This window comes from Rhodococcoides navarretei, from assembly GCF_038069675.1.
Lineage (GTDB): Bacteria > Actinomycetota > Actinomycetes > Mycobacteriales > Mycobacteriaceae > Rhodococcoides > Rhodococcoides navarretei.
The window spans coordinates 2,095,790-2,120,627 of sequence record NZ_JBBPCN010000001.1 but is presented as its reverse complement, the minus strand read 5'-3'; the positions used below and the strand labels follow the sequence as shown (position 1 = coordinate 2,120,627).

The 24,838-nt window shown below is 65.1% G+C and carries 22 protein-coding genes and 1 other RNA gene; 11 read left to right on the top strand and 12 right to left on the bottom strand.

The window, feature by feature from the left end; all coding sequences use genetic code 11:
* The first annotated feature begins 10 nt into the window (after positions 1-10).
* The 5 genes from AABD04_RS10210 to AABD04_RS10190 are packed head-to-tail and all read left to right on the top strand — an operon-like array spanning position 11 to position 4,684.
* Entirely contained in the window at positions 11-661 is a 651-nt protein-coding gene (locus AABD04_RS10210) for an ABC transporter permease (protein ID WP_243595047.1), read from the top strand.
* Positions 654-1,877, top strand: coding sequence for an ABC transporter ATP-binding protein (locus tag AABD04_RS10205; RefSeq protein WP_243595048.1), 1,224 nt, complete (start codon positions 654-656; stop codon positions 1,875-1,877). Before AABD04_RS10210 ends, AABD04_RS10205 begins: the two co-directional genes overlap by 8 nt.
* Positions 1,874-2,683, top strand: a complete 810-nt coding sequence (locus AABD04_RS10200; RefSeq protein ID WP_423228130.1) for an ABC transporter permease — start codon at positions 1,874-1,876, stop codon at positions 2,681-2,683. Before AABD04_RS10205 ends, AABD04_RS10200 begins: the two co-directional genes overlap by 4 nt.
* Entirely contained in the window at positions 2,683-3,666 is a 984-nt protein-coding gene (locus tag AABD04_RS10195) for a glycine betaine ABC transporter substrate-binding protein (RefSeq protein ID WP_341441099.1), read from the top strand. Before AABD04_RS10200 ends, AABD04_RS10195 begins: the two co-directional genes overlap by 1 nt.
* Before the next feature lie 34 nt (positions 3,667-3,700).
* Positions 3,701-4,684: a glycine betaine ABC transporter substrate-binding protein gene (locus AABD04_RS10190; RefSeq protein WP_341441098.1), complete on the top strand. Its 984-nt coding sequence runs from the start codon at positions 3,701-3,703 to the stop codon at positions 4,682-4,684.
* Here AABD04_RS10190 and AABD04_RS10185 read toward each other — a convergent pair.
* The 3 genes from AABD04_RS10185 to AABD04_RS10175 form a co-directional block, all read right to left on the bottom strand.
* Complete coding sequence (locus AABD04_RS10185; RefSeq protein ID WP_243609931.1) at positions 4,681-7,728, bottom strand: bifunctional [glutamine synthetase] adenylyltransferase/[glutamine synthetase]-adenylyl-L-tyrosine phosphorylase; 3,048 nt, start codon at positions 7,726-7,728, stop codon at positions 4,681-4,683. The two genes, AABD04_RS10190 and AABD04_RS10185, sit on opposite strands and share 4 nt — an antisense overlap.
* Before the next feature lie 129 nt (positions 7,729-7,857).
* Positions 7,858-9,198, bottom strand: coding sequence for a type I glutamate--ammonia ligase (glnA, locus tag AABD04_RS10180; RefSeq protein WP_243595052.1), 1,341 nt, complete (start codon positions 9,196-9,198; stop codon positions 7,858-7,860).
* A gap of 102 nt (positions 9,199-9,300) precedes the next feature.
* Positions 9,301-10,860, bottom strand: a complete 1,560-nt coding sequence (locus AABD04_RS10175) for an alpha/beta hydrolase (protein ID WP_341441097.1) — start codon at positions 10,858-10,860, stop codon at positions 9,301-9,303.
* Between the two features lie 82 nt (positions 10,861-10,942).
* On the opposite strand from AABD04_RS10175, the gene AABD04_RS10170 reads away from it, so the two are divergent.
* The 4 genes from AABD04_RS10170 to pip all read left to right on the top strand — a co-directional run bounded on the left by AABD04_RS10170 (position 10,943) and on the right by pip (position 15,090).
* A complete protein-coding gene (locus AABD04_RS10170; protein WP_341441096.1) occupies positions 10,943-12,673 on the top strand; it encodes an NAD+ synthase in 1,731 nt (576 codons plus the stop codon).
* A gap of 118 nt (positions 12,674-12,791) precedes the next feature.
* Complete coding sequence (panB, locus tag AABD04_RS10165; RefSeq protein ID WP_243595055.1) at positions 12,792-13,643, top strand: 3-methyl-2-oxobutanoate hydroxymethyltransferase; 852 nt, start codon at positions 12,792-12,794, stop codon at positions 13,641-13,643.
* A 42-nt stretch (positions 13,644-13,685) separates the two neighbouring features.
* Positions 13,686-14,132: a hypothetical protein gene (locus AABD04_RS10160; RefSeq protein WP_243595056.1), complete on the top strand. Its 447-nt coding sequence runs from the start codon at positions 13,686-13,688 to the stop codon at positions 14,130-14,132.
* Between the two features lies 1 nt (position 14,133).
* On the top strand, positions 14,134-15,090 hold the full coding sequence (gene pip / locus AABD04_RS10155; RefSeq protein WP_341441095.1) for a prolyl aminopeptidase: 957 nt from the start codon (positions 14,134-14,136) through the stop codon (positions 15,088-15,090).
* On the opposite strand, the gene AABD04_RS10150 is transcribed toward pip, so the two are convergent.
* The 5 genes from AABD04_RS10150 to AABD04_RS10130 form a co-directional block, all read right to left on the bottom strand.
* Positions 15,080-16,510, bottom strand: coding sequence for an RNB domain-containing ribonuclease (locus tag AABD04_RS10150; RefSeq protein ID WP_341441094.1), 1,431 nt, complete (start codon positions 16,508-16,510; stop codon positions 15,080-15,082). The genes pip and AABD04_RS10150 overlap by 11 nt on opposite strands.
* Before the next feature lie 2 nt (positions 16,511-16,512).
* The gene (locus tag AABD04_RS10145) at positions 16,513-16,695 is read right to left on the bottom strand and encodes a hypothetical protein (protein WP_045194843.1); all 183 of its coding nucleotides are present in this window, start codon (positions 16,693-16,695) and stop codon (positions 16,513-16,515) included.
* A 60-nt stretch (positions 16,696-16,755) separates the two neighbouring features.
* An RNA gene (rnpB, locus tag AABD04_RS10140) (RNase P RNA component class A) lies at positions 16,756-17,196 on the bottom strand.
* 16 nt (positions 17,197-17,212) lie between these two features.
* Positions 17,213-18,625, bottom strand: coding sequence for an MFS transporter (locus tag AABD04_RS10135; RefSeq protein ID WP_341441093.1), 1,413 nt, complete (start codon positions 18,623-18,625; stop codon positions 17,213-17,215).
* The gene (locus AABD04_RS10130; RefSeq protein WP_341441092.1) at positions 18,622-19,200 is read right to left on the bottom strand and encodes a TetR/AcrR family transcriptional regulator; all 579 of its coding nucleotides are present in this window, start codon (positions 19,198-19,200) and stop codon (positions 18,622-18,624) included. Before AABD04_RS10130 ends, AABD04_RS10135 begins: the two co-directional genes overlap by 4 nt.
* A gap of 70 nt (positions 19,201-19,270) precedes the next feature.
* On the opposite strand from AABD04_RS10130, the gene AABD04_RS10125 reads away from it, so the two are divergent.
* A complete protein-coding gene (locus AABD04_RS10125; RefSeq protein ID WP_341441091.1) occupies positions 19,271-19,795 on the top strand; it encodes a DUF1697 domain-containing protein in 525 nt (174 codons plus the stop codon).
* Positions 19,792-21,042 carry an SLC13 family permease gene (locus tag AABD04_RS10120; RefSeq protein WP_341441090.1) on the top strand — a complete coding sequence of 417 codons (1,251 nt, stop codon included), beginning with the start codon at positions 19,792-19,794 and terminating at the stop codon, positions 21,040-21,042. The genes AABD04_RS10125 and AABD04_RS10120 overlap by 4 nt, the downstream gene beginning before the upstream one ends.
* Before the next feature lie 91 nt (positions 21,043-21,133).
* On the opposite strand, the gene AABD04_RS10115 is transcribed toward AABD04_RS10120, so the two are convergent.
* From AABD04_RS10115 to AABD04_RS10100, 4 genes are all read right to left on the bottom strand, one after another.
* Entirely contained in the window at positions 21,134-21,724 is a 591-nt protein-coding gene (locus AABD04_RS10115; RefSeq protein ID WP_341441089.1) for a hypothetical protein, read from the bottom strand.
* Positions 21,725-21,758: 34 nt separating this feature from the next.
* Complete coding sequence (locus AABD04_RS10110; RefSeq protein WP_341441088.1) at positions 21,759-22,916, bottom strand: bifunctional RNase H/acid phosphatase; 1,158 nt, start codon at positions 22,914-22,916, stop codon at positions 21,759-21,761.
* Positions 22,874-23,611, bottom strand: coding sequence for a zinc ribbon domain-containing protein (locus AABD04_RS10105; protein WP_032394446.1), 738 nt, complete (start codon positions 23,609-23,611; stop codon positions 22,874-22,876). Before AABD04_RS10105 ends, AABD04_RS10110 begins: the two co-directional genes overlap by 43 nt.
* Before the next feature lie 105 nt (positions 23,612-23,716).
* Positions 23,717-24,838, bottom strand: a complete 1,122-nt coding sequence (locus tag AABD04_RS10100; protein WP_341441087.1) for a Nif3-like dinuclear metal center hexameric protein — start codon at positions 24,836-24,838, stop codon at positions 23,717-23,719.

The following is a 24,838-nucleotide window of genomic DNA, read 5'->3' as shown; positions in this document are numbered from 1 at the left end:
AACGAACTTCATGGACGCACTGTGGGAATTCATCGTCGGACGACGAAGGCAGTTGGCGATCGACTCTTATCTACATGTCTCGGCCGTCGTGCAATGCGTGATCATCGCGACCGTTATCGGCGTCGCCATCGGAATCCTCGTCTACCGCAGTCCCGCCGGATCTGCCGTCGCGACAGCCCTGGCGAGTACCGTGCTGACGATTCCGTCGTTCGCTCTGTTGGGTCTGCTCATTCCCATACTGGGACTGGGCGTTCGACCGACGGTGACCGCCCTGGTCCTGTACTCACTGCTCCCGATCATCCGAAACACGGTGGTCGGCCTCGATGCCGTGAATCCGGCGGTCACCGATGCCGCCCGCGGAATCGGGATGAGCCGCATTCTTGTGTTGCGGCGCATCGAGATTCCTCTCGCATGGCCCTCGATTCTGACCGGGATGCGCGTCAGCACGCAATTGGCCATGGGCATCCTGGCCATCGCTGCGTACGCCAAAGGCCCTGGCCTGGGCAACCTGCTGTTCTCCGGGCTGGCCCGAGTGGGCAGCCCGACCGCCGTCCCACAGGCACTGACCGGCACCATCCTCATCGTCCTGCTGGCGTTGATCCTCGATGGGATCTACGTCGTGATCGGCAAACTGACCACCTCGAGGGGTATCCGTGAGTGAGAAAACCACCGTATCCGGCGTAGAAATCGTCTTGGAGAACGTGACCAAGAGCTACCCGGGCCAAAAGGACGCCGCCGTGGACAACGTGTCCATGACCATCCCCGCGGGCGAAGTCGTCGTGCTGGTAGGGCCTTCAGGTTGCGGCAAAACGACAACCATGCGCATGATCAACCGGCTGATAGAGCCGACGTCGGGCCGCATCACCATCGGCGGTGAGGATGCACTGTCGATCAACCCGAACGAGCTGCGCCGCACCATCGGCTACTCGATCCAGCAGGCAGGTCTGTTCCCACACATGACAATTGCCGAGAACGTCGGCATGGTTCCGGGTCTGATCGGCTGGAAGAAGCCGAGGATATCGGATCGCATCGACGAAATGCTGGACCTCGTCGGTCTCGATCCATCGTTGTACCGCGAGCGCTATCCGCGCCAGCTGTCCGGTGGCCAGCAGCAACGCGTCGGTGTCGCACGCGCGCTCGCTGCCGACCCCCCGGTACTGCTCATGGACGAGCCTTTCGGTGCCGTCGATCCGATCACCCGCGGTTTGCTCCAGGACGAATTGATGCGCCTACAAGCCGAATTGGGCAAGACGATCGTATTCGTCACGCACGACTTCGACGAAGCCGTCAAGCTCGGTGATCGGATTGCCGTGCTGGGCAACCAATCTCGGATTCTGCAATTCGATACACCCGAAGCAGTTCTGGCAAATCCGGCCGACGAGACCGTCGCCGGATTCGTCGGCTCAGGTGCAGCGTTGAAGCAGTTGACGCTGATGCGTGTACGAGACATCGAATTGTCGGATGTACCGGTCATGGGCGAGGACGAGTCGGTCGAGTCGATGAACACGGCGCTCGGAAGAGACCCAGAAGCGTGGGGAATCATTCTCGACGCTCGTCGGCGACCGATTAGGTGGACCGATCGTCGCCACCTCACCGACGCGAAGAGCTTGCGCGACGTCGGCGTGCCGATGGGCGAAATGGTCTCCACTCAGTCGACTCTGCAAGATGCTCTGGAAGCGCTGCTCGCGGAGGGCAACGCGACCGCCACGGTCACCGGTAAACGTGGCGAGTACGCCGGAACCATCACCATCGAGCAACTGATCGACACCATCAAAACCATTCGTTCGCAGCATGCTCACGACCATGACGACGACAGTGCTGAAGGTCATGACTCGAACGTTGTTCGCGACGACGTGGCCACGGGAAGCGCGTCGTGACTTCCGCCGCGGAGACCTCCGCAGCCGACGCGTCAGCGGACGACGGTAACGCGCGAACGGCACAGCAGGCGGCCAAGCGCGCGGAGCGTATTCGCTTGCTGGTGCAACCCGCGATCATCGTGTTGGTCGTCGTCGTTCTTCTTGCCTACACGTTCACCCGCGACTTGAGTGCCACGCAGAAGGAGACGCTGAACGCGAGCACCCTCTTCCAGCGGCTGTCCGAGCACGTCGTCATCACGATCGTCGTCACCGCGCTCGTGCTCGCGATCGCTGTTCCTCTGGGAATACTGTTGACCCGTAACGGCTACCGAAGACTGGCACCGGTATTCATCGGTATCGCCAACATCGGTCAAGCTGCCCCGGCGGTCGGCCTGTTGGTGTTGCTCTTCCTCGCAACGGGTAAAACCGGTTTCTGGATCGGCGTACTGCCCATCGCGTTCTACTCGCTGCTTCCCGTTCTCCGAAACACGATGTTGGGCTTCCAGCAGGTCGACCCGAGCTACATCGATGCTGCACGCGGACAGGGCATGTCGAGTAGCGGCATCCTGTGGCGTATCGAGTTTCCACTGGCCGTGCCGTACATGTTGGCCGGTCTACGCACGTCGCTGGTGCTCGCGGTCGGTACGGCCACACTGAGCTTTCTCGTGGGAGCGGGCGGTCTCGGAGTTCTGATCGATACCGGATACAAGCTCTATCAGCCGCTGATCCTCGTCGTGGGAGGCGTTCTTGCCGTCGCCCTCGCGTTGTTCGTCGACTGGCTCGGAGCACTCGCGGAGGCCTATCTCGGACCGAAAGGACTCCGCTGATGCGGCGATCTACGAGACAATTCGTTGCACTCTGCGCGATCACCACGATCGCTCTGACGGGCTGTGGTCTGCAGTCGGGTAGTGCTGTGCCACTGTCCGTCGAACCCGGGAGCATCGAAGTCATGCCGGGTCTCGAGGGTGCCGAACTGACCGTCGGCTCGAAGGACTTCACCGAGCAGATCGTATTGGGCTACATCCTCGAATTCGCGCTCTCCGCTGCCGGTGCCGATGTTCGCGACCTCACGAACATCTCGGGCTCGAACAGCACCCGCCAAGCCATGGTCGCCGGGCAGGTCGACGTCACCTACGAGTACACCGGCACCGGATGGATCAACTATCTGGGCAACGAAAGTCCCATCACGGACGCCACCGAGCAGTTCGAAGCGGTACGCGACGCCGACGTCGCGAACGGATTGACGTGGGTCAATCCCGCGCCGATGGACAATACCTACGCTCTGGCGATGAATCAGACGACCGCCGAACAGACCGGTGTGAGGACACTCTCGGATTACGCCGCACTCGTGGCGCGCGATCCGGCCGCGTCAGCGTTGTGCGTGGAGACGGAGTTCAACTCCCGACAGGACGGATTCCCCGGCCTCGCAGCAACGTACGGTTTCGACCCCAATGCCGTTCCCCGCCAGATTCTGCAGACCGGAATCATCTACCAGGCGACTGCCGAGGGGTCGCAGTGCAAGTTCGGTGAAGTATTCACCACCGACGGCCGCATAAAAGGCTTGAATCTTGTTGTCCTCGAGGACGACAAGAGCTTCTTCCCGCGGTACAACGCCACCGTCGTGATCCGCTCGTCGATCGCCGAGCAGTACCCGCAAATCGCCGAGATCACCGCACCGATCTCGGCCGAGCTGACCAACGCCGAGATAACCGAACTGAACAAGCAGGTCGACGTCGACGGCCGCGAACCTGCCGACGTCGCGCGTGACTGGATGGTCGACAAGGGCTTCGTCACCGTCGGCGCGGACTAGCTGACTTTTGCATCGAACCGTAAGGATTCAGCTGATGCGGCCGAAGACACGATGGCTGCTTCCACTGTGCGTCGTCGTGATGACGGTACTGGCGAGTTGCGGTCTGCAGTCGGGCAGTGCAGTGCCGCTGCCCGTCGAACCCGGCAGTATCCAACCCTTGCCGGGGCTCGAAGGCGCACAATTGATAGTCGGCTCGAAGGAATTCACCGAGCAGGTGATTCTGGGTTACATACTCGAATTCGGGCTGGTGGCGGCCGGAGCCGACGTCCGAGACCTCACCAACATTTCGGGGTCCAACAGCACCCGCCAAGCCATGGTCTCCGGCCAGGTGGACGTCACCTACGAATACACGGGTACAGCGTGGATCAACTTCTTGGGGAACGAGACCGCCATCCCGGATGCCACCGGGCAGTTCGAGGCCTTGCGCGACCAGGACGCGGCCAACGGCCTCACCTGGGTCAACCCCGCGCCGATGGACAACACGTACGCGCTCGCGATGAATCGAGCAACGGCGGACGCGACCGGCGTCGAGACGCTCTCGGACTACGCCGCGCTCGCCGAGACCGATCCCTCCGTGGCACAGATCTGCGTGGAGACGGAGTTCAATTCACGACAGGACGGGTTTCCGGGCATGGCCGCTGCCTACGGCTTCGACCCCGATGTCGTTCCGCGGCAGGTGTTGCAGGGCGGCATCATCTATCAAGCGACCGCCGACGGCTCGCAGTGCACATTCGGTGAGGTGTTCACCACCGACGGCCGGATCAAAGGTCTCGATCTGGTCGTGATCGAAGACGACAAGAGCTTCTTTCCCCGCTACAACGCCACGGTCGTGCTGCGCACGCCGATTGCCGAGCAGTACCCGGAGATCGCCGAGGTCACCGCTCCGATCTCCGCGGCGTTGACCAACGCCGAGATCACCGGGCTCAATCGGCAGGTGGACATCGATGGCCGCGAGCCGGCAAACGTCGCACGCGACTGGATGGTCCAGCAGGGGTTCGTCACCGTCGGAAGCGACTAGTTCCCGCCGAAGGTCCTCTCCACCACTGCCTTTGCCCGACGTGTCACGCGCAGGTAGTTGTCGAGGAACGCTCCGGCGTCGCCGTTCTCCCAGCCCGCCACCTGCGCGACTGCGGAGAGCACAGCTCCCGGCCGCGGCAGCTGATCGGTGGGCTTGCCGCGCACCAGCACCAGCGCGTTGCGTGCCTTCGTCGCGAGAATCCATGCTTCCCTGAGCAATTCGACGTCGGTTTCGCTCATGAGCTCGGCTGCGCCGATGGCGTCGAGTGACTGCAGGGTCGACGTGTTGTGCAGCGTCAGAACCTTGTGTGCGTACCTGAGCTGAATGAGCTGGACGGTCCACTCGATATCGGCCAGTCCCCCGCGTCCCAGCTTGGTGTGGGTGGCGGGGTCGGCTCCCTTGGGCAGCCGTTCGGAATCGATGCGCGCCTTGATGCGTCTGATTTCGCGAACCGCGTCGGAAGACACTCCGCCTTCGGGGTATCGCACCTTGTCGGCCATCAGCAAGAACCGGATGCCGAGATCCTGGTCGCCGGCCACCTGGTGTGCCCGCAGGAGGGCCTGGACTTCCCAGGCCTGCGCCCACTGCGCGTAGTACGCGGCGTACGACGCGAGGGTGCGCACCACCGGCCCGTTGCGGCCTTCGGGCCGAAGGCCGGTGTCGACCTCGAGGGGTGGGTCGGTGCTGGGCGCGCCGAGCAACTTCCGGATGCGGTCGGCAATGGTGTTGGCCCACTTGACCGCAACGGTCTCGTCGACGCCGTCGACCGGTTCGCAGACGAACAGCACGTCCGCGTCGCTGCCGTAGCCGAGCTCCCCGCCGCCGAGGCGACCCATGCCGATGACGGCGAGAGTTGCGGGAGCAGGTTCACCGCGCTCCTTCTCGCTGGCGCGGACGGCAGCCGCAAGCGCGGCGTTGATGACCGCTGCCCACACCGAGGACAACGCACGGCACACCTGAGGTACGTCCAGCATGCCGAGGATGTCCGCCGAGGCCACCCGTGCCAGTTCGTGACGCCGCAGCGCCCTGGCAGCATTGATCGCTCGTACCGGATCCTCGTAGCGGGCCGAGGACGACAGGATTGCGCGGTAGGTCTCTTCCGGCTCGACGTCGAGCAGACGCGGGCCGGTGGGGCCGTCGGCGAACAACCGAATGACCTCGGGGGCCTTGATCAGCAGGTCCGGTACGTAGGCCGAGGAGCCGAGCACGATCATCAGTCGCTGGGCCACAGCTCCTTCGTCGCGCAGCACTCGCAGGAACCACGTCTGCTCCCCCGCCGATTCCGACAATCGGCGGTAGTTGAGCAGCCCGGCGTCGGGATCGGGTGTGTCGGCGAGCCATTCCAGCAGCGTCGGAAGCAACACGGCTTGAATCTGACCGCGACGGGTGCCCGAGCCGACGAGCGCACGAAGGTGGCCCAACGCGTTCTGCGGGGTCGCGTAGCCGAGTGCGGCGAGCTGACGCGTCGCGGCATCCGGAGTCAATCGCACTGTCTCCGAGTCGAACTTGACCACCGAATCCAGCAGAGGCCGGTAGAAGAGCTTCGCGTGCAACCGTCTGATGCGTTGCGCGTTCCGCTTGATCTCGGCGTTCAGCACACCGAGCGCATCGCGGTTGCCGTCCGGTCGCATGTGCGCCGAACGAGCCAGCCACCGCAGCGCTTCCTCGTCGTCCTGCGGAGGGAGGGTGTGTGTGCGACGCATTCGCTGCATCTGCAACCGGTGCTCGATCAGCCGAAGAAACTCGTAGGACGCCGTCAGATTCGCAGCGTCGTCGCGGCCGATGTAACCACCGTCGGTCAGTGCCGACAACGCATCGACGGTGCCGAGAACGCGCAGCGACTCGTCGGTTCGACCGTGCACCAATTGCAGGAGCTGAACGGCGAATTCCACGTCCCGCAGGCTGCCGCGTCCGAGTTTGATCTCGCGCTCGCGGAGTTCGGGCGGCACCATCTCCTCGACGCGACGCCGCATCGCTCGCACTTCGGGCACGAAGTCCTCGCGCTGGCTGGCCAACCACACCATCGGGTTGACCGCAGCGACGTAGTCGTCGCCCAGCGCGATGTCGCCCGTCATGGGACGGGCCTTGAGCAATGCCTGGAACTCCCAGGTCTTGGCCCAGCGCTTGTAGTACGCGACGTGCGAATCCAGGGTGCGGACCAGTTCGCCGCGCTTGCCCTCGGGACGCAGTGCCGCGTCCACTTCGAAGAACGCCGAGGATCCGATGCGCATCATCTCACCGGCGATGCGACTGGCCTGCGCGTCGGCGGGCTCGGCGACGAACACGACATCGACGTCGGAGACGTAATTGAGTTCGCGCGCACCGCATTTGCCCATCGCGACAACGGCCAGACGCGTCGGACACGGGGCGTCCGGGCACACGGTGGCCACGGCGACTGCCAGTGCTGCGGTGAGCGCGGCGTCGGCCATATCGGACAGCTGCGACCCGACCACCGTGTACGGCAGGACGGGCTCGTTCTCTACCGTCGCGGCGAGGTCGTAGGCGGCCAACACCATGATCTGGTCGCGGTACTTCTTGCGCAGCGCGATCACGGCGGGCGGTCCGGTGAGCGACGCGCGGTACAGGTCCGGTGCGGCATTGGGCCCGGTCTCGGGCTCGGCCCCCACTGCCTCGAGCAGTTCCGCGACCAGGGTGGCCTTGGTGGGGAGCTCGATCTTCGCCGACACCCCGCTGCTCTGACCTTCCTTGGTCAACAGCAGACGCCAGGTGCTGTCGTCGGCCACGAGATGATCGGCGAGCGCACTCGAAGCGCCGACGAGACCGAGGATGCGGCCACGGAATCCCTTGTCGGTGCGCAGTGCAGTATCGAATTCCGTCCACGCGGCACCGAGCAACTCGTACATCCGCACCAGGGTGCGTAGAGCGAGGTCCGCGTTGGGCGCGCGCGAGAGCGACCACAGCAGCTCGAGGCTTTCTTCCCCCGTCCAGCCGAGGGTGCGCAGGTCGGACGGCGCAGTTTCTTCGACGAGGCCGAGACGGCCCGGTCCGGGAACGACGGATCTGGAGGTCGGAGGACGCACCATCAGAATCCACCTCGGGGTGCCACAGGTTTACCTCGTCGTCAGTGCACAGCGACGCGAAGGCGCTCGCGTCGGCATCGGAACTACCATTGAAGGATCGACTAGAACGTAGCCCATGACGACGCCGTGCCGTTAAAGACCCAGGTAGGCCTTCAGCTCGTACGGCGTGACGTGGCTGCGGTATTCCTCCCACTCGCGACGCTTGTTGCGCAGGAAGAAGTCGAAGACGTGCTCGCCCAATGCTTCGGCGACCAGTTCGGAGCCTTCCATCGCGTTCAGTGCCTGATCGAGGTTGCCCGGCAGCTCCTTGTAGCCCATGGCGCGACGCTCGGCGGAGGTCAACGCCCAGACGTCTTCCTCGGCCTCGGGCGGAAGGGTGTAGCCCTTCTCGATTCCGCGAAGGCCGGCCGCGAGCAGCACCGCGAACGCCAGGTACGGGTTGCAGGCGGAGTCGGGGCTCCGGATCTCGACGCGACGCGACGACGCCTTGTTCGGGGTGTACATCGGCACGCGGATCAGGGCCGAGCGATTCGCCGGTCCCCACGACGCGGCGGTCGGTGCCTCGCCGCCGCGCACCAGCCGCTTGTAGGAGTTGACCCACTGGTTGGTCACGGCGCTGATCTCGTTGGCGTGCTCGAGGATGCCGGCGATGAAGGACTTGCCGGTCTCGGACAGCTGCATCGGATCGTCCGGGTTGTGGAAGGCGTTGGCGTCGCCCTCGAACAGGCTCATGTGGGTGTGCATCGCCGAGCCGGCCTGGTCGCTGAACGGCTTGGGCATGAACGTCGCGCGCACACCCTCCTCGATGGCAACTTCCTTGACCACGTAGCGGAAGGTCATGATGTTGTCGGCCATCGACAGTGCATCGGCGTAGCGGAGATCGATCTCCTGCTGGCCAGGTGCGGCCTCGTGGTGGCTGAACTCGACCGAGATTCCCATCGACTCCAGCGCGTCGATGGCGTGCCTGCGGAAGTTCGGGGCCGAGTCGTGCACGGCCTGATCGAAGTAGCCGCCGTTGTCTGCGGGGGTCGGCGGTGAGCCGTCCTGCGGGACATCCTTGAGCAGGAAGAATTCGATCTCGGGGTGCACGTAGCAGCTGAACCCGAGGTCTGCGGCCTTGCTCAACTGGCGCCGCAGCACGTGGCGCGAGTCGGCCCAGGACGGCGAGCCGTCGGGCATGGCGATGTCGCAGAACATCCGCGCGGAGTGCTGGTGTCCCTTGCTGGTGGACCAGGGCAGAATCTGGAACGTCGACGGATCGGGCTTGGCCACGGTGTCGGCCTCGGAGACACGGGCGAATCCTTCGATGGCGCTACCGTCGAAACCGATTCCCTCGTCGAATGCCCCTTCGAGCTCGGCGGGGGCGATGGCCACCGACTTGAGGTACCCGAGAACGTCGGTGAACCAGAGGCGGACGAAACGAATGTCGCGCTCTTCGAGGGTCCGGAGCACGAATTCCTTTTGACGATCCATGAACGCGAGAGTAAGCAAACGGAGTTAAATCTGTGTTACATCGTGAATTCGGTCTCACTTCGTGAAACTCCCTGCCTACTTTTCACGGCGTGAGGTAGCACGTCAGCACCGTAATCCGTCCTCCGGCGGAACCAGATCGACGAGATAGTTCACCAACGGATCGTCGACGCACTCGACGCCCGAGAAGGCGACCGTGTGCTGGGTGCCCTCGTAGGTCACCAGATCTGCGCGCAGCTGCGCAGCCAACTCCACCCCCGCCTGATAAGGCGTGGCCGGATCGTTGGTCGTCGAAACGACCACCAGCGTCGGCAGTCCCTCCACGTCGACGACATGCGGATCACTCGTGTTCGGCACCGGCCAGAAGGCACACAGATCGAGCGGCGCGTTGCCCGTCGCCCGACCGTCGTCCAGATACGGCGCGGCCGCACGGAACCTGGCGTCCGCCTCGTCGGCCTCTGCGCGGTCGGTGGTCGGCGGGCCGTCGACGCATCGAACGGCGTTGAACGCGTCGTCGATGTTGGTGTAGCTGCCGTCCTCCAGCCGTCCGGAGTAGGTGTCGGCGAGTCGGAGCAGGGTGTCGCCCCGGCCGTCGCCCAATTCGTTCAAGCCGGCCCGCAGCAGACGCCACAGCTGCTGCGAGTACAGCGCCTGCTGAACACCGGTGATCGCATCGTCGTAGCTCAGCCCGCGGGGATCGGTCGTCTCGGCCGGCCGGTCGATCAGGGGATCCACCAGCGATCGGAACTGCTCGACTGCCTGCGCCGGGTCGGTGCCGAGCGGGCAGGTCTCGGTCTGTGCGCAGTCCGTGGCGAACTCGTCGAACGCGGTCTGGAACGCCGCACCCTGGGCGACGGCCTCGTCGACGGGTGACTGGTCGGGATCGAGCGCGCCGTCGAGCACCATCGCGCGCACGTTCGACGGGAACTCCTCGGCGTACGCGGTCCCGATCCGGGTGCCGTAGGAGTAGCCGATGTAGGTCAGCTTCTCGTCGCCCAGAACCGCGCGAATGACGTCCATGTCGCGCACCACTTCCCGGGTACCGACGTGCTCGAGCACCTCCGCCCCGGTCCGATTGACGCAGTTCTCGGCGTAGTCGCGGTGTTCGGCCTCGGTCGCTGCGATGCCTTCGGGGCTGACATCCACATCCGGTTCGCGACGTTCCTGGTCGACCTCCTCGGACGTCAGGCACCGCACTTCCGGCTCGGATGCGCCGATCCCGCGTGGGTCGAAGCCGATCCGGTCGAAGCGATCGGCCACGGCGGTGCCCGCGGCCTGCTCGGCCAGGTAGAGCCCCGAGGAGCCGGGCCCACCCGGGTTCATCAATATCGAACCGATCTTCTCGCCCGTCGCCTTCGTCCGCGAGATGGCGACCTCGATGGTCGTGCCGGTGGGATCGGCGTAGTCGAGCGGCACGGTCACCATCGCGCACTCGACGGAGCCGCCCAGTTCGCTGCCGTCGGTGTTGTACCGGTCGCAGGATTCCCACTGCAGGGTCTGGGTGTAGAAACTCTCGAGCCCCGCAGGGATGGGACCGGCGACGGATGCCGGCGACGACGCCTCGGAGTTCTCCGGTGTGGCTGTGGGCTCGGGGCCGGAGCAGCCCGCGAGCACCACGGCGACGGCGGACAGCGCCACGACCGTGCTCCTGGTGCGCGTTCTCATGCCACGATCGTGCCAGGTCCTGCGAGCGCGCCTCGTCCTCGCTGCCCGGCGAGGACGCCGTCGGAGCACTAGCGTGGACGCCGTGCAGGCACTTCGACTCGCCCTCGCCCAGATCAATTCCGTCGTCGGTGATCTCGCCGCGAACTCCGCGGCGATCGTCGAGTGGACGGTCCGCGCGGCCCACGACGGGGCCAACGTGGTGGTGTTTCCCGAAATGGCGCTCACGGGATACCCCGTCGAGGATCTGGCACTGCGACCGTCGTTCGCCGCCGCATCGGTTCGTGCCCTCACCGAGTTGGCGACAGCCCTGGACAAGGCCGGATGCGGCGACCGCATCGTGGTGGTCGGCTACCTCGATCGCGACGCCGAGGGCTCGCGGAACAGCGCGGCGGTGATCGTCGACGGGCGGGTGACGACTCGATACGACAAACATTCGCTCCCCACCTACCGAGTGTTCGACGAGGCCCGCTACTTCGCTCCCGGATCGTGCTTGAGCATCGTCGCAGTCAACGGAGTGAGACTGGGTGTTGTTGTCTGCGAAGACATCTGGCAACCGGGCGGCTCCGTGCCTGCCTATGCTACAGCCGGGGTGGACATGCTGCTCTGCCTCAATGCCAGTCCCTTCGAACAGGGCAAGGACGAGGTGCGGCGCTCCATCGCCCGGCGCCGGGCCACCGAGATCGGAGCGCCGATCGCCTACGTCAACGTCGTCGGCGGACAGGACGAGCTGGTGTTCGACGGGGCGAGCTTCGTCGTCGGGCCGGACGGTTCCACCTGGGGCCGCTCCCCCCAATTCGTCGAGCATCTCCTGATCGTCGACGTCGACGCCCCGGCTGCACCACATCCCGACGCGGCCGAGGTACCCGGCTGGACCATCGACCGGGTGACGCTCCCCGACGCGGCCGTCACCGGCTGGCAGCGAGCCGAACCGTATCTCGCAGAGATCGCGAGCACCGAGGAACAGGTATGGGGCGCGCTGGTCACCGGTCTACGAGACTACGTGCACAAGAACGGCTTTCGGTCGGTCGCCCTCGGACTGTCCGGCGGCATCGACTCGGCGGTGGTCGCGGCCATCGCCGTCGACGCACTCGGTAGCGATGCGGTACACGCAGTGTCGATGCCCTCTACCTACTCGTCGGATCACTCCCGCACCGACGCAGAGGAATTCGCGTCGCGCACCGGCATCCATTTCCGCGTCGAGCCGATTGCAGACATGGTCGCCTGCTACGTCGACCAGCTGCACCTGACCGGCCTGGCCGAGGAGAACATTCAGGCACGGTGCCGGGGCATGGTGTTGATGGCACTGTCGAACACCTCCGGCCATCTGGTGCTGGCGACCGGAAACAAATCCGAACTGGCCGTTGGCTATTCGACGATCTACGGTGATGCCGTCGGCGGCTTCGCACCGATCAAGGATGTACCGAAGTCGCTCGTATGGGATCTGGCGCGCTGGCGGAACAAGTCCGCTGCCGACCGTGGGGACATCCCACCGATTCCCGAGTCGAGCATCGACAAACCACCGTCCGCCGAGCTCCGTCCCGGACAACTCGACACCGACTCGTTGCCCGATTACGACGAACTCGACGCCATACTGTTTCGGTACGTGGACCACGACCAAGGCTTCGTGGACATCGTGGCGGCCGGTTTCGACGCGGCGGTGGTCGCGGACATCCTGCGCAAGGTCGACGCGTCCGAGTACAAGCGGCGTCAGTATCCGATCGGTACCAAGGTCACCTCTCGTGCGTTCGGGCGCGACCGCCGCATGCCGATCACCAACGGTTGGCGCGACTACGCGGCCCTCGACGAGGTGTGACGAATTGCACTGCCGGTAGCGCTCCGGCAGGTCGCGTGCAGTGGCAGACTCGTGCACGTCATCACACCCCATCCCGGGGACCCGCCGAGCGGGCCTCGAGGACCAGAAAGGGACAAAGATGTCCGACACTGCTGTGTACGGCGGATCTGCTCAGGAAGCACCCTCCACCGCACTGACCCGTAAGACCCGCACGCACCACCTTCTCCAGATGAAGGCGGACGGCGAGCGCTGGGGAATGCTCACCGCATACGACTACTCCAGCGCCCGCATCTTCGAAGAGGCCGGAGTTCCTGTTCTCCTCGTCGGCGACTCGGCGGCAAACGTCGTCTACGGCTACGACACCACCGTGCCGATCACCGTCGACGAACTTCTTCCGCTGGTCCGTGGAGTCGTCCGCGGCGCACCGCATGCTCTCGTCGTCGCAGATCTGCCCTTCGGCACCTACGAGGCCTCGCCGCAGCAGGCTCTCGAAACCGCAGTCCGGTTCATGAAGGAAGGGCTCGCGGGCGCGGTCAAACTCGAAGGCGGCGAGCGCGTGGCCGCTCAGATCGCCGCGATCACTGCCGCGGGCATCCCCGTGATGGCCCACGTCGGCTTCACCCCGCAGAGCGTCAACACCTTGGGCGGATTCCGCGTCCAAGGACGCGGTGACGCGTCCGAGCAGCTTGTCGCCGACGCCATCGCAGTCCAGGAGGCCGGTGCGTTCGCGGTCGTCATGGAGATGGTTCCCGCCGACATCGCCGGTCAGGTCACCCGCAAGCTGACCATTCCGACGGTCGGTATCGGCGCGGGCAACGAATGCGACGCGCAGGTTCTGGTGTGGCAGGACATGGCCGGCTACACCAACGGCAAGACCGCGAAGTTCGTGAAGAAGTTCGCCGATGTCGGCGATTCACTGCGCACCGCTGCCACCACGTACCTGTCCGAGGTGCGATCGGGAGTCTTCCCCGGGCCCGAACACAGCTACTGATCGTCCTCGCCTCGTCCATGTTCGGGTGGCACACTCGGTGCCATGAAACTCAGACGGGGTACGACGTCCATCGCAGGAAGAGGCGCAGTCGCAGTGGCAGGCGCGGCTGCGCTTCTCGTCGTAGCGACTGCATGCAGCACCGACACCACCAACACCGGTTCGTCGTCGACCACGACGGTCGCACCGACCACCACGGTCACGGCACCGCCTGCGGACGCAGTGATCACCGATGCGCAGAAGCAACAGCTGTGCACCGATCTCGAGGCGCAGCTGTCCAATTGGCGTGTCCAGGGGCCCACTCTGGGCCGCGGCGGGCTGAACATCCTGGTGCAGACCTGGGCGGCGCAGAGCGGTGTCATCAACCTGCAGGTGGTGCAGAACCGAGCGATCGTCGACGAGATCACGACGGAGACGTGCTCGGAGGTGCGGGACGAGGCCATCCGATCCCTCGACATTCCGGACCTCGCCTCCGGTTTGGTGGGCTTCTAGTATGCGCACCCTCTACCCCGAGATCGCCCCTCTCGAGACCGGACACCTCGATGTGGGTGACGGCCAACAGATCTACTGGGAAGTCTCGGGCAACCCCGACGGTGCGCCGGTGGTGTTCGTGCACGGCGGTCCGGGCGGTGCCACCAATCCGTTGCAGCGCCGGTACTTCGACCCGCAGGCCTATCGAATCGTGTTGTTCGATCAGCGTGGTTGCGGGCAGTCGACACCCCACATCGCCGACGGTGCCGATCTGTCGGTCAACACCACCGACCGGTTGATCTCGGACATGGAGAAGCTCCGGGAGCACTTGAGCATCGACACGTGGTTGGTGTTCGGCGGATCATGGGGATCGACGTTGTCGCTGGCCTACGCACAGTCGCACCGAGATCGCGTGCGAGGGCTGGTACTGCGAGGGATATTTCTGGTACGGCCGTCCGAGATCGACTGGTACTACGGCGGCGGGGCAGGCCACCTCTTCCCCGATCTGTGGGAGAAGTTTCTCGAACCGATTCCGCAGGACGAACGCGACGGCGATCTCGTCGAGGCGTATCACCGGCAGTTGATGTCCGAGGACCGCGAAGCCGCAACTCGCGCTGCGGTGGCGTGGTCCACCTGGGAGGCGGCGACGAGTTACCTCCTGCCGAAATCGGATGCAGTGCAGGACAACTCGGATCCACGGTTCGCCCTGGCATTCGCCGGTATCGAGAACCACTACTTCCGCAACAACTGCTTTCTCGAAGAGAACCAACTGCTCCGCGACGCCCACCTGCTCGACGGCATTCCCGGAGTCATCGTGCAGGGCCGTTACGACGTCGTGTGCCCGACAACGAGTGCCTGGGCACTGCACAAGGCTTGGCCCTCAGCGGATCTCGTGATCGTCGACGACGCAGGGCACTCTGCCGCCGAACCGGGCATCGTGCATCACCTCGTGGAGGCCACAGACCGTCTCAGGCCGTGACGGGTACGTAATCGAAGGCAACTGTGCGTGAGTCGGTGTCGGCCCGGGCCAACCGGACCGTCACCGACTCCCCCGCAGGTGGTTCGCCGTCGCATTTTCCGAGGACGATGGGTTCCGACACCAACACCTCGGCGTCACGTTTGCCCTCGGCACCGCGCAGAACGACAGCCGAGAAATTGTCGCCCACTCGATTCTTCAGCACGTGTGCTTCGGTGAGATCGATGCAGGCGCGGTCCACTTTCGATGCCGCAGAATCCGATCCGCGCATGATCGTGGGCAGCTCCGGCAGAGCCTGCGCCGCCCAGTCCGGCACCGATGCGCCGGCGACCACGGCCAGGCACACCTCGGTGGCGAAGCGGTCGGACAGCCTCCGCAGCGGTGCCGTCACATGGGCATAGGGCGCGCCGATCCCCGCATGTTCCACCGACGCATCGCCGTCGACGGGGTCGGTCGTACGGTCGAACGCGAGATAGTCCGCACCTCGCAGCAATCCCGTCGCCCGAGTCATCATCGCCAGCGTCGACGGCTCGTCGGTGGGCAGGCCTGCCAGTACGGCACCGGCGGATGCGCCTGCAGGCCAGTCGATTCCGAGCGCTTCGGCGGTATTCTTCAGTGCGTCCACGGATTCGGACGAGGCGGGCGGCAGGGTGCGCACGATGCCGATTCCGGCGTCGAGCATGATTCTGGCGGCGCACATTCCCGTCAGCAGCGACACCTCGGCGTTCCACCCGTCCACTGCAGTGCGTGGCTGCAGGACGGTGCGCCAACCCCGCCCGTCGGGAACCACTTCCTGTTCGGGAAGCGTGATGTCGACGGCTCCGCGCCGTCTGGCTGCAGCTGCGCGCTGGGCCCCGAACTCGGCCAGCGCTGCGATGGACGGATGCGGTGCCCCCGCGTCGACATCGGCTTGCACTGCGGCGTAGTCGAGCCGGGCGGTCGACCGAACGAGCGCGCGGGTGACCGTCCACGCGGCAGCCTCGCCGACGTCGTCGAGTTCGATGGTCCACAGCGCGGCGCAGCGAGTCCGCCCCTCCAGCAAACTGCCCGAACCCTCCGACAGCTCTCGCGGATGCAGCGGCACGGACCCGTCGGGAAGGTAGAACGTCTGGCCGCGTCGACGGGTCTCGGTGTCGAGCGCTCCCCCGGGCGTCACCAGTGCGCCCACGTCGGCGATCGCATAGTGCACCACCAAACCGTTGGACGTCTTCTCGATATGTACGGCTTGGTCGAGGTCCTTCGAGCCGGGTGGGTCGATGGTCACGAACGGGATGTCGGTGCGGTCGATTCTGCTGTCGGCGTGCAGGTCTCGGGCGTCGACCGCCTCGCGCATCGCGTCTGCGTCGAATGCTTCGGTGAGTGCGAACTCGGATCTGATGGCCTCGAAGTCGAAGCCCGGGGCCCTCAGCCGGGTGAGCAGCACCGTCAGTTGTTCCAGTCGTCGTCGGAATCGGCAGCCTTGTTGCGAGCCGCGGCGATCTTCAACGCCTGTTCAGCGGTGGCCTTGTCCGGATACGGGCCCATGCGGTCGAGGGCGTTGGTCTGCTTGCCCTGCACGACCTGCTTGGTGCTGATGTCGTAGTACCAGGAGGTGTCGTCGTCGGTCATGACTTCCAGTGTGCCCCATGCAGCGACGCCGCAGGAGAACTGCGGGAGAAATAGTGGGTGCGAACGAGTCGGCCTGTAAGCCGGATCCTGTCTGCCGTTCCTGCTTTCGCAGGTTCGGCTGGACGACCATCCATCTGGGCACACCGTTGCCGGGTACCTCGAGCAGTCCACCCGCAGGCTCGGGCGAGCAGCCCTCGAGCACCTGCGCAGCTGCACCACTTTCGGGGTGCAGCCTTCGACCTTGCTCCGGGCGGGGTTTACCTAGCCATCCCAGTCACCTGGGATGCTGGTGCGCTCTTACCGCACCGTTTCACCCTGACCTGCAGTTCGATTCCGAAGAACCGTCCCGCAGGCGGTCTGTTTTCTGTGGCACTGTCCCGCGAGTCACCTCGGGTTGCCGTTAACAACCGCCCTGCTCTGTGGAGTCCGGACTTTCCTCGGCTCGAAGCGCGACGACACTCGGTCGCCGGTCCTCCGAGCCGCAGCCGTCCGGCCAACTCGTTCGCAGTTGCGTACTCTACTCGGCTCGCTCGAGGGGCCCGGTGCCTGCCCGACCACGAAGAACGGTCGCACTCGTGACGACCGCAGCAGCGGTGACGGCCGCGCCGACCAAGGCAGCCGACGTGTACGACCCTTCCATCGGAAAGGTGGAACCGGCGCTCGTTCCAGCGGCCAGGACGAGACCACCGAGCGCGCTACCGAACGCGAACCCGACACTGCGCACCACCTGGTTGACGCTCATGGCGCTCGAGGTCTCCCCCGACGGAACCACCGAAAGAACGACGGCAGGCATCGCCGCCGAAAAACTCCCGACACCGAAGCCCAGGATCGACATCGCGAGGCAGAGTTCCAGGACGCTGGTTCGGGTTCCGGCGAACAGCGCGAGGGCCCCTAGAACGACGAGTGCGCTGACCGTCAGAGCGTGGGCGGGCCCCACCCGACGTAGTGCACTTGGCACCAATTTGCCCGCGAGAAACCCGAACACGGAGAACGGAACCAGGACCAGTCCTGCCGTGAAGACGTCGAGCCCGAAGCCGTATCCAGCACCGGACGGCGTCTGCGCGTATCGCGTCACTATGGTGAGCAGGAGATACATGCCTATGCCGCCCAGGAACATCGCTCCGTTCGCCCCGACCACGGCCCGATGGCGGAGCAACCGGAGATCGACGAGCGGTGCCGAGCTCCTGAGTTCGACGCGGACCCACATGCCCGCACTGACGACCGCGACTGTGGCCAGTGTCCCCACCGCCCATGGGTGGCTCGTCCACAGCGCAGTCTCACTGACGAGAATCAGCACCGGGGAGAGGGCGAGCGCGAGCAGCAGTGCACCGGGGACGTCGATCCGCAGCGAGTCTTTCTGCGCAGCTACAGGAATGACTCTCAGCGCAACAAGCAGCGCAAGGACGGTGATCACAGCACCGAATCCGTAGGCGGCGCGGATTCCACCGTGCTCGGTCAACAGCCCCGACAACGGGTACCCCACGCCGACGCCCGCCGTCGATGCAACCGACAACAACGCAATGGTCGATCCAGAGCGTCTGTCGGACAGATGATCTCGGGCAACCCCCATCAGCATCGAGGTCAGAGCGAGCCCCACTCCCTGTGCTGCTCGGCCGAGGAGCAACCAGGTGAAGGACAGTGGGAGTGCGGTCAGAACTCCTCCGACCGACACCACGCCGAGTGTCCCGAGAATCGCTGCCCTTCGATGCGGGCCCGATCCGAGACGGCCCAGAATCGGTGTCGTGACGGCACCCGTCAACAGCGCCACCGTCAACGTCCACTGCGCGCTCGACAGCGATACATCGAATGTGGTTGCAACACTGGTGATCAACGGAGCACCGAGACTGCCGACGGCGGCCACCACGACCCCGACGAACACCAGCGAACGCACGAGCAGTCGCGAGTCGTGGCACTCGGCCTCGGCGGTCATCGGTTCGTGTCGCTCGTGATGTGGTCGAACAATCCGGCCTGGATGCGAGTGCCCACTCCGTTCGCCCATGGTGCGTCGACGTCGTCGATCTGCAGGGCCGCACCACTGTTGAGCAGCATGCCGAACGCGAGAAATGCTTTCACGGTCACGGCATCGAGCCCGGTGATCTCCGCAACGGTGTTCCACATCCGGCCGAAGCCCACCCGCACCGCGTCCCGGACCTCGGGGTCGCCACATGCTGCGATCCCTTGTAGTTGCAGCAACAGTGAGGTTCGATCCTCGAGCATGGTGTAGTAGCGCTCCCCCATCGACGCCAACGCCCGTTGCCCGGTGTCCGTACCCGCCGCTTCGCGCATTCCGTCCGCCAACCGATCGAAGGACGCGACGACCAATTCGGAGAACAGCGCTTTCTTGGTTCCGAATATCCGAAAGATGTAGGCCTGGGTGATCCCGGCTGTGCGGGCGATCGCCTCGGTCGAACCGCCGTGGAGTCCGGCCGTCGCGAACTCTTCCGCTGCGATCCGCAGGATCTGCTCGCGACGGTCGGGTCCGGTCATCCGTTCCCGCTGTGCCATGAGCACTAAGTTACTGGTTACTAACTACTTACCCAAGGTCTTTGTCGAGCGCTTCACTACAGTTCCTCCCATGAACGAATGGGTCGTGTTGCTGCGCGGCATCAACGTCGGCGGCATCAATATCAAGATGGCCGATCTCCGCGCCGCCCTGACATCGGCCGGCTTCACCGATGTCCGGACCGTTCTGGCGACCGGAAATGTCCTGCTGTGCTCCCCGCTGACCGCCGCCGAGGTGAAGGCACAGGTGGAGAGCGCGCTGGCCCAGACGTTCGGCTACCAGGCCTGGGTTGTCGTGCTGGACGTGCCGACACTTCGGGCAATAGTGGATTCCTACCCGTTCGACGCCGAACGGGATGGCTGGCATCCTTATGTCGTGTTCGGTAGCGATGATAGCCATGTGACCGAATTGTCCGCTCTTGCAGACGAACTCGACCCCGAGCTCGAAAGGATCGACGAGGGGAACAGCGTGCTCTACTGGGAGGTGCGCAAGGGCAACACCACCGACAGCACGTTCGGGAAAGCCACGGCCAAAGCGAAGTACAAGGCCACGACCACGACGCGAAACGTGCGCACGCTCGTGAAGATTCTCGCGTGACCGTTCTTGCCGCGGCATTGGTCGCTGCTGTGCTCGCGTTCGCCATCGTTCGCCCGCGCGGTCTCCCCGAGATCGTCGCCGCGCTGCCCGCCGCGGCGGTCGTTCTGCTCGTCGGCCTCGTCAGCCTCGACGCTGCGCGCGAGCAAGTACTCGAACTCGCTCCCACCGTCGTGTTCCTGGCGTTCATCCTGATCCTGGCCCATCTCTCGGACGCGCTCGGCGCATTCACCTGGATCGCGGCGAAGCTACGACGAGGCGCGAAGGGCAGCCCACGCAGACTGCTGACCCTGGTGTTTGCAGCAGCCGCATCGACCACGGCAGTCCTCAGTCTCGACGCCACCGTGGTTCTGCTGACGCCGGCCATCATCGGCGCTGCTCGATTACTCGGAATGTCTGCTCGCCCCCACAGTTACGCCACTGCGCACCTGTCCAATTCGGCGTCGACGCTGCTGCCCGTGTCGAACTTGACCAACCTGCTCGCCTTCGCAGCGACCGGTTTGACCTTCCTGCACTTCACCGCTCTGATGGTCCTGCCCTGGATATTCGCGGTGGTCATCGAGTTGGCTGTGTTCCTGATCTTCTTCCGCAAGGATCTGAGCCGCACCGCCACACCGCCAGAGAACTTGACCCAGCAGAGCGCCGACGACGTACCCGCACCGCGGATCACTCTCGTCATCCTCGCCGCGACACTCATCGGCTTCGCAGTGGCAGGCCTGTTCGACATCGAACCGTTCTGGGTGGCGGCAGTGGGGTCGGTGGCACTCGCGATCCCGGCACTTCGAGGTCGGCGCACCACGCCTCGCGCCATTCTGCGCGGTGCCGATCTGCCGTTCTGCGGCTTCGTCTTCTTGCTCGGCATCGTCGTGCTCGGCGTCACCACGGGACCGATCGGTGACTGGCTGGCGCGAATCCTGCCGTCCGACACCACCTTCATGTCGCTCTTGGCCGCGGCGGCCATTGCGGCGGTGGCGTCGAACATCGTCAACAACCTGCCCGCGACGCTGCTGTTACTGGCCGCCTTCGGGGCCGACGCTCCCCCGGCGCTGTTGTTGGCCATGGTGATCGGGGTGAACCTCGGCCCCAACCTGACCTACGTCGGCTCGCTGGCAATCATGCTGTGGCGACGCGTCGCATCGGCCAACGACGAGCCGGCAGATCTGCGAACCTTCACCGTGCTGGGCGTCATCACCACACCGCTGACCATCGTCGGTGCCGTGGCGGGCTTATGGCTCGCGCTGCAGATTTGACCCTCGATACACGGCTCGTGAACCGAACAGGCGAGTCCCGACAGCTGCCGGGTAAGGCCGTCGGCAAACCTGCTCGAAAATCGGCGCGGAGTCAGATCAAGCGTCGTGTGCGGAGTGTCGAGACCGCCAGCCCCACACCGAACACCGCGGCACCGATCACCGCTCCCAGCACCGGCAACAGCAGCCCCGCATGCACGGTGTCGAACAACGGCGGACCGCCGTAGATGTCCAGACGCGCAGCGCCGGTCGGCCCGAGGTCGCCGAAATAGGGATCCGCGACCATCCTGACGCGGATCTCGGGAGGTTCGCTCCGAGCCCACCATGCTGCCCCCGCGCCGACGCTGCCTCCCGACACCAGGGTGGCCGCGATGAGCTGCAAGGGACTGCGAAGAAACCGACCGAGAGCGATCGACACGAGAGCACCGACCACAAGAGCGGCAACCGGAGCGACCCACGTGATCGGCCACCATGTCGGTCCCGACACGTACTGCACGTAGTCGTACACGCGAAAGTACCCGGTGTCACTCGGATTCACAGGCGGTGGCGCATCCGCATCGAGCCAACTCCGCGTCACCCCGTACCGCCACCCGAACGCGACTGCCAGACCGGCAACGGCCGATGCGAACGATGCCAAGACAATCCAGTGGGCCGCCACGGGCTCGCGGATACCGTTCTCGGACATACGAACCGCGTTCTCCTTCGATGCTCCGAAAGGATCAGGCCAGTCGAGTCAGGTGCGAGGTGTCGTTGACCAATCGCACCGAGGCCCCCCCGTCGGGGTAGAACTCGGCGATGCTCAGCGACGCGAGGTCGAGGTGCAGTCGATACAGCAGCGACGGGCCGACGTCGAGTGCAAGCTGCAGCAGCATCTTGATCGGGGTGACATGGGTGACCACCAGAAGGGTTTTTCCGGCGTACTCGGCGAGCAACTGATCGCGGGTTGCTTCGATGCGCGTGCGCACCGCGTCGAAGCTCTCCCCATTCGGCGGTGCTGCGGACGTCTTACCGAGCCAGTCCTGATGCTGCTCCGGGTATCGCTCTTTCGCCTCGCCGAACGTCAAGCCCTCCCAGTCGCCGAAATCGGTCTCGATGAGACCGTCGACGGTGGTCACGGGCAATCCGAGGCGGTCGGCCGTCGCTGCGGCGGTCTGCTGGGCGCGTGCGAGCGGCGAGGCAACGATGGCGTCGATATCGGTACGTGAACCGAGAACCGTTGCCGCAGAATCGGCTTGACGTCGACCCAGCTCGGTCAGATCCGGATTTCCGCGACCGGAGTATCGCCGGTCGACCGACATGGGGGTCTGGCCGTGACGCAGCAACAGCAGGCGAGTCGGCTCCCCCATCGCGCCGGTCCACCCGGGCGACTCGGTCTTCTTCGCAACCGGCTCGGCGTCGGGCAATTCCGACAGGTCCACACCTTCGGCAGCTGCGTCCATCGCCTCGTTGGCCAGCGCATCGGCGTGTGAATTCTGCGAGCGCGGAATCCACTCGTAGGTGACGGAGTCGAAGTGGCGAGCCAGTTCGGCCGCTGTTCGCTGCAACGGGATCATGTCCGGGTGCTTCACTTTCCAGCGTCCGGACATCTGTTCGACGACGAGCTTGGAGTCCATACGGACGGCAACCTCACGAGCTCCGACATCACGAGCCGCAGTCAATGCCGCGATCAGTCCGTTGTACTCGGCGACGTTGTTGGTGGCCACGCCGAGCGATGCCCGACGCTCGGCGAGCACCTGCGAGCGATCGGCGCTGAACACCACAGCGCCGTACCCTGCCGGGCCGGGGTTACCGCGCGACCCTCCGTCGGCCTCGGCGACGACCCTCGATACCGGGCTCAAATTCCGGATTCCTTGGTGCGCACCAGAATTGCGTTGCATTCGGAGCAACGAATCAAAGCATCCGCGGGCTTGTTGGCGATGCTCGCGATCTCGTTGCGATCGAGTTCGATTCGGCACGCTCCACAGCGGCGAGCCTGCAGCAGTGCCGCACCACGGCCGGTGAGCGCTCGCTGCTTCTCGTAGAGCGCAAGCAGATCCGCGGGCAATCCCGAGGCCAACGACTCGCGGCGCTCGGCGCTGCGCTTCTCCGCGACATCGAGGTCCGCGACGGCGTCGTCGCGGCGACGGCCCGCGTCGACCAATTCGTCTTCGATCTGCGTCAGCTGCGCACCGGCGTGCTCGTAGTCCCGCTCACTGGCCTCACGCTGTTCCATGACCTCGAGCAGTTCCTCTTCGAGGATCCCCTGGCGCCGTTCGAGGCTGCCGAGTTCATGCTGGAGTTCGGTCATCTGCTTCGGAGCGATGGTGCCACTCTCGAGCATTTTCTTGTCGCGGGCCTCGCGCTGACGAACGGCGTCGACCTCGCCCTCCAGTTTGCGAATGTCCCGATCTAGGTCGTCCATCGAGATCTGCACCGTCACCGCGGCGTCCTTGCGGGTGGTGCGCTCGGTCTCGAGCTTGTCCACCTCCTGCTGCTCGGGGAGGCTTTTGCGGCGGTGGGCGATCTGCGAGAGTTCGGTATCCACACCGGCCAATTCGAGCAGCGAGGCCTGGACTTTGGGATCGACGTTCACGCTTGATGACTCCTGCGACTATGGAAGTTGGTTCCGATCACCCTACCGGCTGCTCGAAACCGAGAAAGCCGGATCGGCTCCGACCGCCTGTCGCGGGTTCACCGGTCACAGCGTCCAAGGGTCCGTACGCACGTCGGAGACCCGGCTGCTCCACCCGTCGGTGTCACCGAATGCGGCGTCGACGATGCCCCGCGCCTGTTCGCACCACGGGAATTCCGAGGCCCAGTGCGCGGTGTCGATCACCGCGGGGCCACCCGCCCGCAGGTGCTCGTCGACGGGGTGGTGCCGCAGATCCGAGGTGACGTACACATCGGCATCGGTACCCGCCACCGCGGAAAGGAACGAGTCACCCGCTCCCCCGCACATCGCAACCACAGAGACCGTGGCCTCCGGATTTCCGGCGGCGCGTACTCCCCACGTCGTGGCAGGTAACGCGTCGCGGACGACGTCGGTGAACTCCGCGAGGGTCATCGGACTCGGTAGCTTTCCGATGCGGCCCAGGCCGGTACACGACGGTAAGGCCGCGGACTCGAACACATCGAACGCGGGCTCCTCGTACGGGTGTGCCCGACGCATCGCCGAAAGCAATTGAGCACGTGCCCCTTTGGGGGCAACAACTTCGATGCGATCCTCCGCCTCGGTGTGCACCTCTCCCAGAACACCGAGCGTCGGGTGCGCGTTCGGTCCCGGACGGAATTGGCCGAGACCCGCACTCTGCCAGCTCGCTTCGCTGTAATCGCCGATCTGCCCGGCTCCGGCGTCGAACATGGCCTGTCGCACCGCGGCCGAATCGGAGGTCGGCACGAAGACCACCCACTTGTCGTGCGAGGGAGAAGGAATGGGATCGAGTGGCCGGGTGTCGATCACCCCGAGCGCGGACGCGAGTGCATCCGACACCCCGGGATCGGCGGAGTCGGCGTTGGTGTGGGCGGTGAACAGCGCGCAGTCGGCCTTGATCAGGCGGTGGATCACCGAGCCCTTCGGGGTGTCGGCCGCGACGGTGTCGACCCCTTTGAGCAGTAAGGGATGGTGGGCCACGATGAGATCAGCACCCCGGGCGATGGCGTCGTCGACCACTGCATCGGTGACGTCGACCGTGTAGACAACCTGCTGCACAACAGCTTCGGGATCTCCGCACACCAGGCCCACCGAGTCCCAACTCTCCGCCAGACGCGGTGGGTACGCGGCGTCGAGTACCTCGATGACGTCCGCCAGTGTCACTGCCAT